Source organism: Bacteroides sp. AM23-12, assembly GCF_003434395.1.
Classification (GTDB): Bacteria; Bacteroidota; Bacteroidia; order Bacteroidales; family Bacteroidaceae; genus Bacteroides; species Bacteroides thetaiotaomicron.
The window spans coordinates 34,187-49,726 of sequence record NZ_QTLF01000034.1 but is presented as its reverse complement, the minus strand read 5'-3'; the positions used below and the strand labels follow the sequence as shown (position 1 = coordinate 49,726).

General features: G+C 42.6%; 13 protein-coding genes and 1 other RNA gene. 2 read left to right on the top strand and 12 right to left on the bottom strand.

The window, feature by feature from the left end; all coding sequences use genetic code 11:
- From DW640_RS24080 to DW640_RS19875, 11 genes are all read right to left on the bottom strand, one after another.
- On the bottom strand, window positions 1–223 hold a 223-nt coding region (locus tag DW640_RS24080), incomplete at its 3' end, for a hypothetical protein (protein WP_233525460.1).
- Between the two features lie 369 nt (window positions 224–592).
- Window positions 593–3,118, bottom strand: coding sequence for a leucine-rich repeat protein (locus DW640_RS19920; RefSeq protein ID WP_117578867.1), 2,526 nt, complete (start codon window positions 3,116–3,118; stop codon window positions 593–595).
- Window positions 3,119–3,210: 92 nt separating this feature from the next.
- On the bottom strand, window positions 3,211–3,615 hold the full coding sequence (locus tag DW640_RS19915; protein WP_008762464.1) for a hypothetical protein: 405 nt from the start codon (window positions 3,613–3,615) through the stop codon (window positions 3,211–3,213).
- A gap of 356 nt (window positions 3,616–3,971) precedes the next feature.
- Window positions 3,972–4,952 carry a site-specific integrase gene (locus DW640_RS19910; RefSeq protein ID WP_008762463.1) on the bottom strand — a complete coding sequence of 327 codons (981 nt, stop codon included), beginning with the start codon at window positions 4,950–4,952 and terminating at the stop codon, window positions 3,972–3,974.
- Window positions 4,953–5,483: 531 nt separating this feature from the next.
- Window positions 5,484–6,698 (bottom strand): clostripain-related cysteine peptidase, encoded by a 1,215-nt coding sequence (locus tag DW640_RS19905; RefSeq protein WP_048693060.1) that lies wholly within the window; start codon window positions 6,696–6,698, stop codon window positions 5,484–5,486.
- Window positions 6,699–6,782: 84 nt separating this feature from the next.
- On the bottom strand, window positions 6,783–7,184 hold the full coding sequence (locus DW640_RS19900) for a hypothetical protein (protein WP_008762460.1): 402 nt from the start codon (window positions 7,182–7,184) through the stop codon (window positions 6,783–6,785).
- 76 nt (window positions 7,185–7,260) lie between these two features.
- Window positions 7,261–7,842: a murein L,D-transpeptidase catalytic domain-containing protein gene (locus tag DW640_RS19895; protein WP_117578866.1), complete on the bottom strand. Its 582-nt coding sequence runs from the start codon at window positions 7,840–7,842 to the stop codon at window positions 7,261–7,263.
- 135 nt (window positions 7,843–7,977) lie between these two features.
- Window positions 7,978–8,838, bottom strand: a complete 861-nt coding sequence (locus DW640_RS19890; protein WP_008766632.1) for an RNA polymerase sigma factor RpoD/SigA — start codon at window positions 8,836–8,838, stop codon at window positions 7,978–7,980.
- 182 nt (window positions 8,839–9,020) lie between these two features.
- Window positions 9,021–10,559 (bottom strand): trypsin-like peptidase domain-containing protein, encoded by a 1,539-nt coding sequence (locus DW640_RS19885; protein WP_008762458.1) that lies wholly within the window; start codon window positions 10,557–10,559, stop codon window positions 9,021–9,023.
- Window positions 10,560–10,778: 219 nt separating this feature from the next.
- The gene (locus DW640_RS19880) at window positions 10,779–11,930 is read right to left on the bottom strand and encodes a dipeptide epimerase (RefSeq protein ID WP_022469938.1); all 1,152 of its coding nucleotides are present in this window, start codon (window positions 11,928–11,930) and stop codon (window positions 10,779–10,781) included.
- Window positions 11,931–11,962: 32 nt separating this feature from the next.
- Window positions 11,963–12,949: a C40 family peptidase gene (locus DW640_RS19875; RefSeq protein ID WP_008762456.1), complete on the bottom strand. Its 987-nt coding sequence runs from the start codon at window positions 12,947–12,949 to the stop codon at window positions 11,963–11,965.
- A 98-nt stretch (window positions 12,950–13,047) separates the two neighbouring features.
- On the opposite strand from DW640_RS19875, the gene rnpB reads away from it, so the two are divergent.
- Together rnpB and DW640_RS19865 are read left to right on the top strand one after the other, a co-directional pair.
- Window positions 13,048–13,409, top strand: an RNA gene (rnpB, locus tag DW640_RS19870) — RNase P RNA component class A.
- A 36-nt stretch (window positions 13,410–13,445) separates the two neighbouring features.
- A complete protein-coding gene (locus tag DW640_RS19865; RefSeq protein ID WP_008762455.1) occupies window positions 13,446–14,765 on the top strand; it encodes a YihY/virulence factor BrkB family protein in 1,320 nt (439 codons plus the stop codon).
- A gap of 235 nt (window positions 14,766–15,000) precedes the next feature.
- On the opposite strand, the gene DW640_RS19860 is transcribed toward DW640_RS19865, so the two are convergent.
- Window positions 15,001–15,537, bottom strand: coding sequence for a nitroreductase family protein (locus DW640_RS19860; RefSeq protein ID WP_022469939.1), 537 nt, complete (start codon window positions 15,535–15,537; stop codon window positions 15,001–15,003).
- Window positions 15,538–15,540 lie beyond the last annotated feature (3 nt).

The window sequence follows — 15,540 nt, the reverse complement described above, 5'->3', positions numbered from 1 at the left end:
AATATTTCAAAGAACTTGCTGCTTTCGTTTTAAAAGCGGGTGCAAAGATAAGAACTTTTTCAGATAACTTCCAAACTTTTTCCGAAGTTTTTTTGTTTTTATTTTCTAAAGCCTTAAACTTTAGCAGAATGTCAATTGTTAGGCTGTCCCTCTCTTGGAAAGCGGGTGCAAAAGTACGAGGTTTTGCTATACAATCCAAATATATCTGACTATTTTCTACCACTTTTTTGAAACTTTTCTGTAACCACCTGATTGACAATGATATTGTAGAGTATCTTTTTCTACTGTAATTGTAAAAGCTATTTTCTTTATACATTAATATATATTCACGCGTGAGTAAAGGATTGAATAGATAAAAATCACGACTACAAAATTAATATCGATGAATCAGTGAGCGTGAATAATATACAAACCTGCGGAAAAGCTTGCCATTTACAAACGTATGGAATAAAAAAGATAATAAAAAAAATGGAAGAATATGTTTAAGTTTTATTATATCGAATTGCCAGAACAGTGTAACAAAACAAAGATTCCGCCACCTTTCTTGCCAAGAAAAGCAACGGAACCTGGTTATCATTTGAATTTCTGAATTTTATGGATGGAGTAAATCTTTCTTTATTTCTTTAAAATAGGGATTCCAACTACTGCTACTATATGCCGAAATCGCAGCCTCTGGCACAAATAGTGTACTTATTGATTTTAGAGAAGAATCAAAAGCAGCCGTACCAAGCGTAGGTGGAGTACTTCCCAAACAGTAAACTTGGCTCATTTTCGTACATAAGTGGAATGCATTTGTTTCAATGGATGTTAATGAAGCCGGGAAAAAAGATCCCACTAACGCAGAACAACCTGAAAAAGCAAACTCACCGATTGTTTCTACTACATTCGGATAATAGAAGGTAGTTATACCACTACATCCGGAATATGTATTCCTGAGTATATTTTTCACCTGTGTACGTTGCATATTAATACTTTCCATGTTCTTACAATCCGTAAATACACCTGCTCCTAAAGTTTGCAGTGCATTGGGGAGTGCTGCTCTATCTATATAAGCATCTTCGTAAGGGAAAAACTCTGACTTAAGTAAAGTGCAATAAGAGAAAGCTCTTACTTGTATCTCAGTGATATTATGATGTAATGTCACATACTGCAAATTCGCACATTCATCAAATAGATTATTCCTGAGTACTGTTACTTCTGTAGGAATAGTAATAGCCTTTAATGAACGGCATCTTAAAAATGCAGCCTCCCCTATCTGAGTGATACCATTATGCCATGTGACGCGCTCCAGATTCTGACATTCCTGAAAAGCATAGTCAGGGATATCTGTTACTGTCGTAGGTATATTGATAGATACGACTCCACAACGAGAAAAGGTTGAGACATATAATTTCTTCAAACCCTCATGCAAAGTGATCGTACTTAAGTTCGTACAGTTTTCAAACACCCAACCTTCATACTGTGACGTAGATACTTCTGTATTTTTGCCCAAATCTGTTACACTACCTGGAATATCTATCGATGTCAGTGAAATACAATTATTGAAGGCTTGTCTACGAATCTCTTTCAATCCGTCGTGCAATTTCACTTCCACCAAACCGCGGCATTGTTCGAATGCCCATTCACCTATGATTTCCACATTCTCAGTATCAATACTTGTCAATGCTCTGCAATTAGTGAAAGCTGCATAACCGATAGTTTTCATAGATAAAGGCAGTCTGACTGCTTTCAATGAAGTGTTTGGTGTATCACCACCGAAACGTAATGCACGATCCGGCAGTTCAGTCAAGTCGGTCATCGAAATATCCAGCACTTCAAGTGCAGTTAATGATTCTCTGATATATTTAAAATCTTCTACCGTAATAGAGCCCTTTAGGGCCAGTCTTTTCACAGATGTATCCAATCCTTTGATACTTAAATCACCTCCGGTACATGCCACTATCTCACCATCAAAATATTTCACTTCTCTCGAAACTGATATTGTACCATCATTAGCGTCAGTCACTGTCACCGTCAATAGAGCTGTATCCGACAGTTTGACATTTGCCGGAGGGGTAATAGTAATCTTTGCACTTCCCGGAGTATATGTTCCGTCTGTGCCGGTGAAAGTCGGTTCCGTTACTGCTACTTTCCATGTATCTACCGCACCACGACTTTTAATAATCCAGTCTGCTTCATTACCATTCGTAATAGTAGCAACAATGGATTTATAATCTTCCTCTTTCATAGTAGAAGCAAAAGTGACATCTATAGAATTGTCTGAAGGCGATGCATAGAACAAATCGCTGCCACCAATACCCACAGCGAGGCCGTCAACTAGCATCGGAAGCGTGAATTCCTTTCCATTTGCTAATGTGAAGATCACTTTGCCGTCTTCTATTTTCACACCGTCTTTTTTGAAAACAGAATCCCCCTGCTCACCTTGCGGACCTTTCTCCCCGTCTTTCCCAGCGGAACCGGTATCTCCCTTTTCACCGGTGGCAGCCACTTTATTACTATTACTGTCCAGTAACCATTCATCATCTACTTTCCAGTACAGTTTGCCTTCAAACGTATCTACACTGATAACGGGAGAATGACCGGGCTCACCATCCTTACCAGGCTCACCATTGTTTCCAGGTTCACCATCGTTTCCATTTTCTCCATCTTTACCGGTAGTAGGTATTTTATTGTTATCAGCATCAGTCAACCATGCAGAATCGGCATCACCGAGCTTTATAGTCCAATAATATATACCGTCGGTATCTTTCTCCGCACCAATAAGAGGGGTGATGCCGTCGACACCGTTTATACCGTCAGCACCGTTCTTACCATCCTTGCCGTGATAGATGGTGATGGGCTTGCTTTTAGTGAAAGTGATAGTGTAACCCACTTCTACTGATCCTTCTACAATAGGAGTAACTCCGGTCACATAGTCATTCTGTTCCAATGCTGAAACCAGTCCCTGCAAGGCGCTGATCTGTGTATTGGTAGTGCTGCACCATGATTCCAGTTTTTCTACTCTCGATTTAAGGTCGTTCACATCGTTGCGCAAAGCAGTGTCGTCATAGTCATCTCCGCAACTGAAAAATGTTGTTGCCAAGAGGAGTGACATACCTAAATGTTTTAATTTTCCCATATTCTCTAGTTATTAATTAATAATGTAAATCGCTATCAGATCCCTAAGAAAAAAGAAGTGTTATAAATGCAATGATTATTTTAAGTTCGAAGTTATACAACCATTTCCCATTCATGCTTGAAATAGGTAAGTATGGTTCCGGGACTAAGATACTCACGACCGGGTGCCCGTGTCCGGCTGCGAAATCGGTAATGGGCGTGTATCACAAGGCAGGTCAGCCGGTAATTAAAATATTTATGGCAACGGTGTTGAAGATAGTCGAACAGACGGCAGATGCGCGTAAAGAAACTGAAGACTTCATTATAAGGAATAGTATGACGTTTATGATTACCTTTTTCGGCTTCTTCCAGTTCGTGAAGGGCATAGATGAGCTGATCAATATCATCTTTGGTATTTTGCATGGTACGGTTAAGACGTTCCTGTCTGATTGCCTGCATGGAAAGCTGCTCCTGTTTGTGCTTAAGACGCTCTTTTATGAATTTATTTTTTTGCTTCATTATACTTAAGTTGTCCGTTTGTATAGGCGAAAATTACTTCGTAAGTAACAGAAACTTGTTTTATGACAGAACAGAGCGCAGTTCTACCATAATTCTGATTATCAACAGATTATTTAAGTCAAGAAAGACAAATAGCAGTGTATTCCGCTTTATTCATTTCAAAGTGGGAAGAAAAAGTTATATGCGTTTTCATAACTCTTGCAACTAGTATGTATCCCTATCCTTGTTTTTTGCCTTGTGTCGAAACTTTTTTAGTGATCTAATGAAAATAACTTTGTAAATAATATATTTTTTATTAAAATTCTTATATCTTTGCAGCATCAATAACTCTCTGTTACTTACGAAGTAACAGCATCTTAAGCTTCATTCCACATTCTCTTTTCCCCTGTGATTATGTAATTATTAACGACTATATTTGCCCGATTAAGTTCCTCCCCTTCAAAACTCTTGAGATACGTCCGTGTGACTTCAAGTGAAGAATGTCCCAGTCCTTCGGAAATCACCTCTTCGGGAACCTGGCAATATTTGGCAAGTGTAGCCCAAGTGTGGCGTGCCGTGTAGGAACTGACTTTTACCTCCTCCATTCCCATCAGTCCGGGTAGTCTCGAAAGGTTGAAGTTCAGCTTACGCAAGCAACGGCGATAATCATCAAAAGCTTCTCTATCGGAAGAAGTGGGAGTAAGGATATCCAACAGATAGGGCGAAGATTCTTCCCGGCTCCTATAACGTTCGATAAGCTGACGTGCCTGCGGCATAAGCTTGACACAAAGTTCAGTACCCGTCTTTTGGCGTCGGCATATCAGCAGGTCCCCTTTCAAATCCACTTTGCGCAAGTGAGCAAGGTCTACAAAAGGCATCCCTTGCAGCAACAGCATCAATCGCATTGTGTCCTGCGCCCGGTACACCTCCGGAGGGAGTACAGGACTGGAGAGTCTGCCGGAAGAATACTTTCCGTCAACAACATCACCCAGCAATCGGCTCGTCTGCCCGGCAGTTAATGCCAATTTATGTTCGGAAGATACCCCTGTTTTGAGATTGACAAACAGGCGACATTCTCCCGCCACAACCCCACGATCTACCGCACGGTTATAAATAGCACGCAGCGCACGGATATAAGTAGAAGTTGTGTTATAACTCTTCTGCTCTTTCTCCAGATAATATTGAAATTTACACAAGCTTCTTCGGTTCAGTCCTCCCCAAAATATTTTGCCACCACCTACAGAAGCGGTGAATGCCTGCAAGGCATAGTGATAGATATAGGCCGTCGCAAAACGGTTCTCTTGCCGCAACTCGCCAATAACTTCGTAAACAAAGTCTGTAAAGCTATGCTGTTTCATATAATCCTTTCTTTTTAAGTTCATAATTGAGATTCTTTTTTCGCCATAAACTATATAAAATGAACTACCCTACACAATGTTCAACCGATTTTTTTGTCGAAATAAAAAGGAATGTACTCTCCTTACCCTTATTACCAATGCGGTGCTTCACGGTTTTTCCACACCTGCAAACGATTTTTACCTTTGCAGCGTTTTAATAAAACATATGTGTAAGGTGATGAAATATTCTCTCTACAAAGCGGATGCTGAGGAAGAAAACGAAGATTCTCCGAAACTTGACGAGAAACCCGGAGGGGGTAGCACCAATGAATACACGGCGACGTAACAAAAAGAAACGCTACTACGGATATTAGGAGAACTGAAACTGTTATTTCCACAGGCGAAAATCGTAGGGCATTATCAGTTAAGTGCGGATGTCTGAATCAAGTGTCCGGAGGTTGCGAGGAAGGAGTATGAATGGTTGTAGGGGGGAGATAAAAAAAAATGTGCTGCTTCAGGGCGGCACACTTTCTTTTTATTCTGACTTTATTCTTACCATCCAGTTCCATCCCATCCGGCAGCAGTGTACCATGACAAAGTACGATAGAAAGTATTCATAGTAGAATTGCTTGCGCCAGTAGGTATATATGTAGAGAGTCCTTCCGAACCTTCCATAGTAAACATTCTATGAATGATACCGGAATAGTTTTTGAGAGTTGTTTTCCTATATACAACAGCTGCTTCAAAGGCTGTATACCAAGACCGATAATCCGTATTATCTACTCCACCTGTCAAATTTCGGATCAGTTTTTCAAAATCATAATTAGCGTCATCGTTAAAATCATAAGCTAGTATATCACTACGGTCTACTTCCCTTTTCTCTTGAATATATTTAGGAATGATTGTCTTGGTTGCTGCTGCCAAATTATCCAAAGCCGCACTCTTTATCACAGAAGTAGCAACTCCTCCCGTCCAATTCTCATTACTAACAGGAGCAACCCCTGTATAAGATTTTTCATAATATCCATAATACGCCTCTGCTATATTCGTCGCCAAATTTGTTTCAGTAAACATTTCCGGTACTACTGCCTTATAAGGTGCACCCGGTCCCGGAATCTCCGTAGGAGAACCAATAAAATATTCGGAACAGTCACGAAGTTCATAGGCGACTTCCACAGATTGCATATTACATGAGTCAAACAATATAAATTTTAATGGTTTTGGAAAAGCAGAGGACAATGCTTCACGGAAATCCGGTATATTCATCTGAGTCCTACGATAATATCCGATGGAGCGAGAGTTCGCATTATTACTGGCCGGCACCCATGAAGAGCTATGAGACAAAAATACAAACCCATAACTATCTGCCGGGAAATAACTAACTGTTTGGGAAATAACACTGGCCATAACTTCCTTATCCAGCGGATTTTGTTCATCATAAGTAAAAAGAGTATCGGCCACTACTTTACCATTCTTCTGTTTCAATGAAATCAAGTGAGGAACGTCATTTACCATCTCACTATAAACAACCAAATTACACTTGGAATAATCAACCTCTTCCATACCCGCCTTCATATCGCTAAAGTTGACTTTAAAAAGGCTTGATAACTCACTGACTCCATTATCCCCCACGATATAGACCAACACTGTACGTCCTACCTGCTCACGTGGTTCGGGTCCTTCAGGACCTTCGTTTTCATTATTCTCACAAGCTGCAAACAACGCAGCCAAACCCATGAGAAGGGATAATATTTTAATCTTTTTCATTAGATTACCAATTAGTTACGGCTGCAAAGATAAAAAAATAAGAGATGCAAACCTGCATCTCTTATCATATTAACAATTAATCTTTTACTCTTCCGGTTTTATAAAGTGGAATTTATCAGTATCAATCCGTGTTACTGTGGTATTCCTGTTCCTTTTATATTTACTCAGAATCTTCGTTGCCTCTTTCTCCAGTTTTTTCCTGTTTTCTGAGAAATAGATCATACAGGTACTATTCTGTTGCAGTCCGTTATCTTCCACATAATTCTTCAGCTGATAGCTGTACAGATCACGATGAGTCAGAAAACCTTCCTTGCTAACCTTTGCGCTATCCAATATTTGAATATCCGTAAAATACACGACTGTATCCGTAAAGGAAGCGGCAATTCCGAAGGCATAAACTGTTTTTGAGTGGTCTTTCTTTAAAGAGAAAGCCGAGCACATTGTCAACACAAGTGCCATTGCAAATAGTATTTTTACGTATTTCATATCATAAATTTTTAATTGTGGCAAAGGTAACAAAAAAGAGGAAATATCATCTATTTATCATTAAGATTTAGTATTTCTATTCATATATCCATAGCAACACAGGCTTCTTCTCGACTTTCAGCAGTGCATCGACCTTCCGCATCGCGTCATCACAGATCACAGGACATCCCTGGCTAATCCCCAATGGAAGATGCATGGGGGATATCTCCAAAGTCGGTACCGGAGTATACGAATGGAGCACAATGTAACGCTTGAAAGCATTGCTGTTGGTCGATTCCAATCCATGCAGTTTATAATGTACATTAATCCCCCATTTACTATACGAACGGATTCCTACCTTATACTTCCCCAAAGAAGAGCAATAGCTGCCTTCCACATTACTATATACCGGTTTCTTCGGCGTGCTCTCCTTACCATATCCATGAGCACACAGACTTGAATATTTGATGGAATCGCCTTTGAAATCCCAGACAAAGAAACGTTTTTTGCCGGAAGGAATGCTGAAATCTACCAGAAAGCAATAATTCGTATTAAACCCTTTCTCTACGCAATAGGTTTTCGCTGCAAGGGCTTTTTCCCGTAAGGGTTGTTCGGCTTTGGCTACGATGCCAATGTTCAGACCAACAAGCGTGAATAATATCAGAGCAGACTTCTTCATAAAATTGTGCATAGTATAGTATTGACGAATAACGGCTAAATAAAAGTCGCATAAGTACATTCTTCAGATGATTACTCCAAGAAGTGCAACTTATGCGACCCTAATTCTTTTTTTTCAGAAACTGATATTCCTCACTTATCCCAAGTAGGATTTGAGCAATTTACTACGATTACTTTGTCTTAGTCTTCTAATTGCTTTTTCTTTAATCTGACGAACGCGCTCACGTGTGAGGCCAAACTTATCGCCGATTTCTTCCAATGTCATTTCTTGTTGTCCGATACCGAAAAACATCTGTATGATTTCTTTTTCGCGTTCGGTTAACGTAGAAAGAGCTCTATCAATTTCCCTCGCAAGAGACTCATTAACCAGAGAGCGGTCCGCCATAGGCGAATCGTCGTTTACCAACACATCCAACAGGCTGTTGTCTTCTCCTTCCACGAAAGGCGCATCCACCGAAATATGACGGCCGGATACCTTCAGTGTATCAGATATCTTGTCAACCGGAATTTCCAGTTCATCTGCCAACTCTTCGGGAGACGGACGCCGCTCGTTTTCCTGTTCGAACTTTGAGAAGGCTTTGCTGATCTTATTCAGCGAACCTACCTGATTCAACGGGAGACGAACAATACGCGACTGCTCTGCCAATGCTTGCAGAATAGACTGGCGAATCCACCATACGGCGTAGCTGATAAACTTGAATCCACGTGTTTCATCAAACTTTTCGGCGGCCTTGATCAGTCCTAAATTGCCTTCATTAATCAAGTCAGGCAAACTCAAACCCTGGTTCTGGTACTGCTTGGCCACAGATACGACGAAACGAAGATTGGCACGTGTCAATTTTTCCAATGCTACACGGTCACCCTTACGAATGCGCTGAGCGAGTTCCACTTCTTCCTCGACTGTTATCAGGTCCTCACGGCCGATTTCCTGCAAATACTTGTCAAGAGAAGCGCTCTCTCTGTTAGTGATACTTTTGGTAATCTTTAGTTGTCTCATTCTTTAAAAACAGATTTGGAGTGCAAAGTTACGACAAATAATTTGTTAACATACATATTTAGGCAACTTTTTCACTATATTTTCAACTAATAAAACAAAAAAGAATGCCGACAAGTTGTATGACGGCATCCTTTTTCTATTTCATTAGCTTATCCTACAATCTTCTTACCTTAATTTATAACTCATTCCTGAGTCAGGTCTACTGCAAAGTATCCGCGCTTGCCGGACGGGAATACGCCGGTCAGGAACAATACCTGATTCGGAGACTTAACAGCGGCTTTCATCACTTCTTCCAGATCACTTACTTTGCGCATCGGCTGGTCGTTAGCTTTCAGGATGATGAAACCTTTGCGAACTCCTGCATCTGACATCTTACCGGAAGAAACGCCTGTCACTTGCAGACCATAGCCGAGATTCAGCTGTTTCTTCAAGTCATCCGGCAGTTCTTTGAATGCAGCACCCAGAATTTCCATACCAGCTTCCTTCACGATCTTGGTAGTACCCTGTTCGTTCTTCAGCGTCACTTCTACTGACTTTTCTTTCTTGTCACGAACTAGTTTCACAGTTACCTTATCGCCCGGACGGTGTTTAGCCAATGCTTCCTGCAAGTCGGCAAAGTTATGTACTTTCTTGTTATCTAAACCGACAATTACGTCATCCACCTTGATATCAGCACCGGCAGCCGAACCGTTATCAACGATTTCGCGTACCCATACGCCGTCTACCACGCCAAATTCTTTCGCTTTATCACGCAGTGTAGTACCGGACTTATCGATAGGACTCTGATCTTCCATGATGCTGCTGCCCAAAGAAGCTCCCTTGATGCCAAGGAGGGCACGCTGTACTGTTCCGTATTGTTTCAGGTCGGCAACTACCTTAGTCATAATGCTGGTAGGGATAGCAAAGCCGTATCCGGCGTATGCTCCCGTAGGTGAAGACAACACGGAGTTAATACCTACCAGTTCGCCTTTCGCATTCACCAGTGCACCACCACTATTTCCCTGGTTGATGGCGGCATCTGTCTGGATGAAAGATTCAATACCGCCATTGTATACTCCCAAAGTACGGGCTTTGGCACTTACGATACCTGCTGTCACTGTAGAGTTCAGATTGAAGGGGTTTCCTACGGCGAGTACCCACTCTCCTACTTTCAGTGTTTCGGAATCTCCAACCGGAATAGTAGGCAGATCATCATCAGACTCAATCTTGATCAAAGCAAGGTCTGTGCTCGGGTCAGTACCGATCACACGTCCTCTGAACTCACGGTTATCATTCAGCTTCACACTGATCTCATCGGCACCTTCAATTACGTGATTGTTGGTTACGATATATCCGTCTTTGGAAATGATGACTCCGGAACCAAAACCAACACGAGGCTGGGATTGTACCTGACGCTGCTGTCCGCGTCCGTCTCCAAAGAAGAAGTCAAAAATATCCGGCGCTTGCTGAACGGTTCTTGTTTTAGCTTCCTGAGTAGACTTTATATGTACGACAGCATGAAGCGAATTCTCCGCAGCTTGTGTCAAGTCAACCGGTTGAGCGTTTACCGCGTCAAAAGCAGCCAATTTGACATTGGGATTCTGCTGGAACATCTCATTAAAAGATGTCTCTTTGGCAGCATCATTGGATTGCAACAATTTGTAAGTTGTCAATCCTGCAACTCCTGAGCTAAGAAGAATAATAGCTCCTACTCCCAGAATGTTCTTTGTTGTCTGTTTCATGATTTATAATTCTTTAAAATGTTAATATTCGACATTGTTTTAACTTTTACGACGTTAAAATAATAACAAATATCGTTCACTTATTCTACTTGTCACTCTTTTTTGTCCTCTTTTAACAGAGAATATTTGAGGCTTAACAGCGCTTAACGACAGCAACTGACAAATTTACATTCGTTGTATGTCAGATGGCTTTAACAGTCTGACATTCATTCAGTAAGATCAGATTTTCATGACACCGATTCCGGGTAAGTCATTCAAGGTGATTTTCCCCTTCACCACTTCTACCCCTTTAAAGCGATCGTTGGAGATGAGCAGGTTGCCATCGAGATCGGCAAAATCGACCGCCGGAGAAAATTGCGAGGCAGCAGATATCGCACACGAAGTCTCCGTCATGCAGCCCACCATCACGCGCATTCCCAAAGCGTGCGCCAGCGTCACCATCTTCCATGCTTCACGCATACCGGTACATTTCATCAGTTTGATGTTGATTCCCGTAAACGCACCTTTCAAAGCGGCCACATCCTTTAAACGCTGTAACGACTCATCGGCAAACACCGGCAGAGGGCTTTGCTGTGTCACCCAGGCAATGTCATCCAGTTGTTCCTTCGGCATGGGCTGCTCTATCATTACAATCCCCTTCTCTTTCAGCCAATGGATCATATCGAGCGCATATTGGCGGTCTTTCCATCCCTGGTTGGCATCTATGGCAATCGGAAGATCTGTCACCGAACGGATCGTCTCTATCATTTCCTTATCGTTGTCTCTCCCTAGCTTTACCTTTAATATATTAAACCGGTCTGCACACTCTTTTGTTTTGGCGCGCACCACATCGGGCGTATCAATACCGATCGTAAAGGTGGTGGAAGGGGTCTTTTCCTTATTCAATCCCCATATCTTATGCCACGGAGCTCCCAGCAGTTTTCCCACCAAATCATGAAGGGCAATATCTACCGCTGCCTTTGCCGCCGTGTCTTTCGGCGACAGACTGTCAACGTATGACAAAATGTCCTCTAACTGAAAAGGATCACTGAATTGCTCCAGATTTACTTTTTTAAGGAAGTTCATCACCGACTCCACCGTCTCCCCAAGATAAGGGGGCATTGACGCCTCTCCATATCCGGTCACTCCCTCATATTCGATTTCTACCTGCACATCGGGTGTGGTGGTACGCGAATAAGTGGCTACCGTAAAGACGTGCCTCAACTTTAACTCATAAGGGAAAAAAGTCATTTTCATCTTTCCTCCCATACCCTGTTTGTTTATATGAATGGTGGAAGCTATAGATTCTCCCGCCAATACCTGACTGACAGCTATTCCGGAGCCTAAAGTTGCAAAGGCGGCCGTTTTCAGGAAATCTCTTCTATTTGGCATTTGTTGAATGGATAATGGATAATTGATAATGATTAGTCATATAGATAATAGGGGTTATGGTCAGTGGTATTCATGCCTTTCTCCTTATTTATATAAGGCAGGAAGCGAGTGGCAAAAAGCAGACGGCCGGTGTTGAACTCGTCGTAGTACTCGTCTTCGGGATCAAAGCTGCTGACATGTACGTCTCCCAGGGCATGGATGAAGCGTTTGTTGCCCAGGTAGATGCCTACGTGCGAGATGCCTTCTTTGCGGTCGGCTGTGGCTTTGCGACCGAAAAAGACGAGGTCTCCGCGTTGCACGTTGGAGAAATCAGGAGCGATTTCAATGCGTTCGCCTACATAAGCCTGTTGCGACGCATCTCTCGGGATGATTATATCGTGCATAAAAAGCACTGTCCGGACCAGACCGCTGCAATCGACTCCTTTCGAAGAAGTTCCCGCCCACAGATAAGGGATTCCGATCATTGTATAGGCGGTTTGAATAATGCTTTCGACATCCTGTTTCAATGAAGCTCTCCACTTCGTTTCGGGTTGTGAAATATGTTTGGATATATATGCCTGGCGACCGTCGGGATAAGACACTTTGTAAAAGCGCCCTTTACTCCCCTCCCACTTCAGACGGTTGCCGGCAACGACATCCGATACGGTCTGAGAGTCATCATCCGGTTTTTCGTACGTAAATCCATAATGGGAAGTCACCACGATCTTCTCAGCACGGTTCCATTCATCGTATTGCTCTTTCGACATCGGAGTAATCACCATCCGGTGTACCCATCCCGTATAGTCATCCGGAGTCTGAATCTCATACCAGCCGGTATATTGCAATACCTTGACCGGCATTCCGAGCAACGCCTGCGTACTCATCCCGGATGTAAACTTACCTTCATCGCGCATATTACAAACAGAAATGTGCACTACCCCATAAGCCGAATCAGCAGGCATGGAGCGTATTTCCTGAGCTTTCAGACTAACTACCGTTACTACCAGCAAGCAATAGAAAAAAAGGATATTTTTCTTCATTGAATCATGATTTAATGATAGCAAAGGTAGAAATTATTTCTATTTGTGACACTTTCTTTGGCTAAAACAAAATAAATGACGTACTTTTGCACTCTAAAGCAGTTGGCCGGTCTGTCGCGTGCGCGTTTCGCGCAGGAGGAAAGTCCGGGCAACACAGAGCATCCTACTTCCTAACAGAAAGCTGTCCGCGAGGGTAGAGTAACGTAGAAGAAAATAACCGCCGCTCCTTTCGGGGAGAGGTAAGGGTGAGAAGGTAGGGTAAGAGCCTACCAGTCGTATGGTGACATACGGGCTGTACGTCTTAGGAGTTGTAAGGTCATGTAAACCGGCGTTATGAGAGCTGCTCGCTCCATGTCGGAGGGTAGACCGCTAAAGTGTCGTGGTGACACGCCACTCAGATAAATGACAGGCACCTTATATCTATAAGGTACAGAACTCGGCTTACAGGCTGACTGCTTTTTTTCTTTTTTAAACTGCTTTTTTAAAATTCTGAGCCATGAAGAAGAAAATCACCGATATATGGAAATTCATCACGTATGACATCTGGCGCATCACGGAAGATGAAGTGACTAGAACGAAATTCTCGCTCTACAATATTATCAAAACCATCTATCTCTGTATCAACCGATTTACTAAAGACCGGATGGCAAACAAGGCCTCAGCACTGACATACAGCACACTGCTTGCTATTGTGCCTATACTTGCCATCCTATTCGCCGTGGCCCGCGGATTCGGATTTGATAATCTGATGGAGCACCAGTTTCGGAGCGGCTTCGGAGGAAATATAGAAACGACGGAAGCTATTCTTTCTTTTGTCAACTCCTACCTCTCGCAAACCAAAGGCGGTATTTTCATTGGGGTAGGTCTGGTGATGTTGCTATGGACCGTGATCAATCTGGTGAGCAATATCGAAATCACTTTCAACCGTATTTGGGAAGTAAAGAAAGCGCGTTCCATGTACCGGAAGATTACGGACTATTTCTCCATGTTCCTGCTCATGCCGATTCTGATTGTGGTATCGGGCGGTCTTTCTCTGTTTGTGAGTACCGTGCTGAAGCAGATGGACGATTTCGTTTTACTGGCTCCCGTCATGAAGTTCATGATCCGCCTTATCCCATTTGTTTTGACTTGGCTGATGTTTACAGGGCTGTATATCTTCATGCCCAACACGAAAGTAAAATTCAAGCACGCTCTGATTGCAGGTATCCTGGCAGGTTCCGCTTATCAGGCCTTCCAGTTCCTGTATATCAACAGCCAGTTATGGGTATCGAAATACAATGCTATCTACGGTAGCTTCGCCGCCCTCCCCTTGTTTCTGCTTTGGCTGCAAATCTCATGGACCATCTGTCTGTTCGGAGCTGAATTGACGTATGCCGGACAAAATATCCGCAGCTTTAGTTTCGATCAGGATACCCGCAACATCAGCAGACGTTACCGGGACTTTATCTCTATCCTGATCATGTCACTTATCGCCAAACGTTTCGAAAGGAATGAACCGCCCTATACAGCAGCAGAAATATCGGAAGAGCATCAAATCCCCATCCGGCTGACTAATCAGGTACTCTATCAATTACAAGAAATAGACTTGATCCACGAGGTAGTGACCGACCAAAAAAGTGAAGATATCGGCTACCAGCCCTCTATGGATATCAACCAGCTGAATGTAGCCATCTTGCTCGACCGACTGGATACTTATGGGTCCGAAAACTTCAAGATCGACAAGGATGAGGAATTTAATGACGAATGGAAAGTACTGACTGAATCCAGAGAAGAATACTATAAGAAGGCAAGTAAAGTGCTACTGAAAGACCTATAGAAATTCCCATAAACGTCTTTGTTTTTTACCAATTCTCAATTTCGAGAATCACATTCAGGCAAATATCTCATAATCAAGAGATTAAAGACTTCTACTTTTTCCTTTAAAAGAAACAGGTCGTTGGTTTTAAAGGAAAGCCTCCTTGGTTTTAAAGGAACGACCTCTTCCTTTTAAACCAACGAGGCTTTTTACTGTATATCTACTCCGGCAAGTCCAAGGAGTAATCTTTTTTCAATTAGTATTGATTATAAGAAATGACCTTTTCTTTCGGCTTCCTCATCTTCTTTCGTTTCTCTTTCACCGGATACCCGATTGCAATATCCAGCAATAAACGTTTGGAAGCAGGAATACCTGTCAATTGCTTGATCTCTTTTTCATCAAACCAGCCCAAGATGCAGGAACCCAGTCCTTCATTCTCTGCAGCCAATGTGATATGAGCAGCAGCGATTCCAATATCAATCAGCGGGAAATGCTTGCCTTTTACTTTTCCTCCAAGCAAGGATGTAATATTGGCAGACTCTTCTACAACCAGAATATGTACAGGGGCATCTTTGGCGAACTTATTCATGCCTAGTCCGGCTGCCGCCTTCCCCACTTTTGAAGCCAGCTCATGGTCCGTCACGACCACAAACTTCCATGGCTGCGCATTGCAGGCAGAAGGAGCCAGACGAGCAGCTTCCAGAATGCGCTCCAGCTTCTCCGCTTCTACCGGACGCTCTTTATCATACGCCCGGTCACTCTGACGAGACAGTACCAATTGCAGAAAATCCATCAG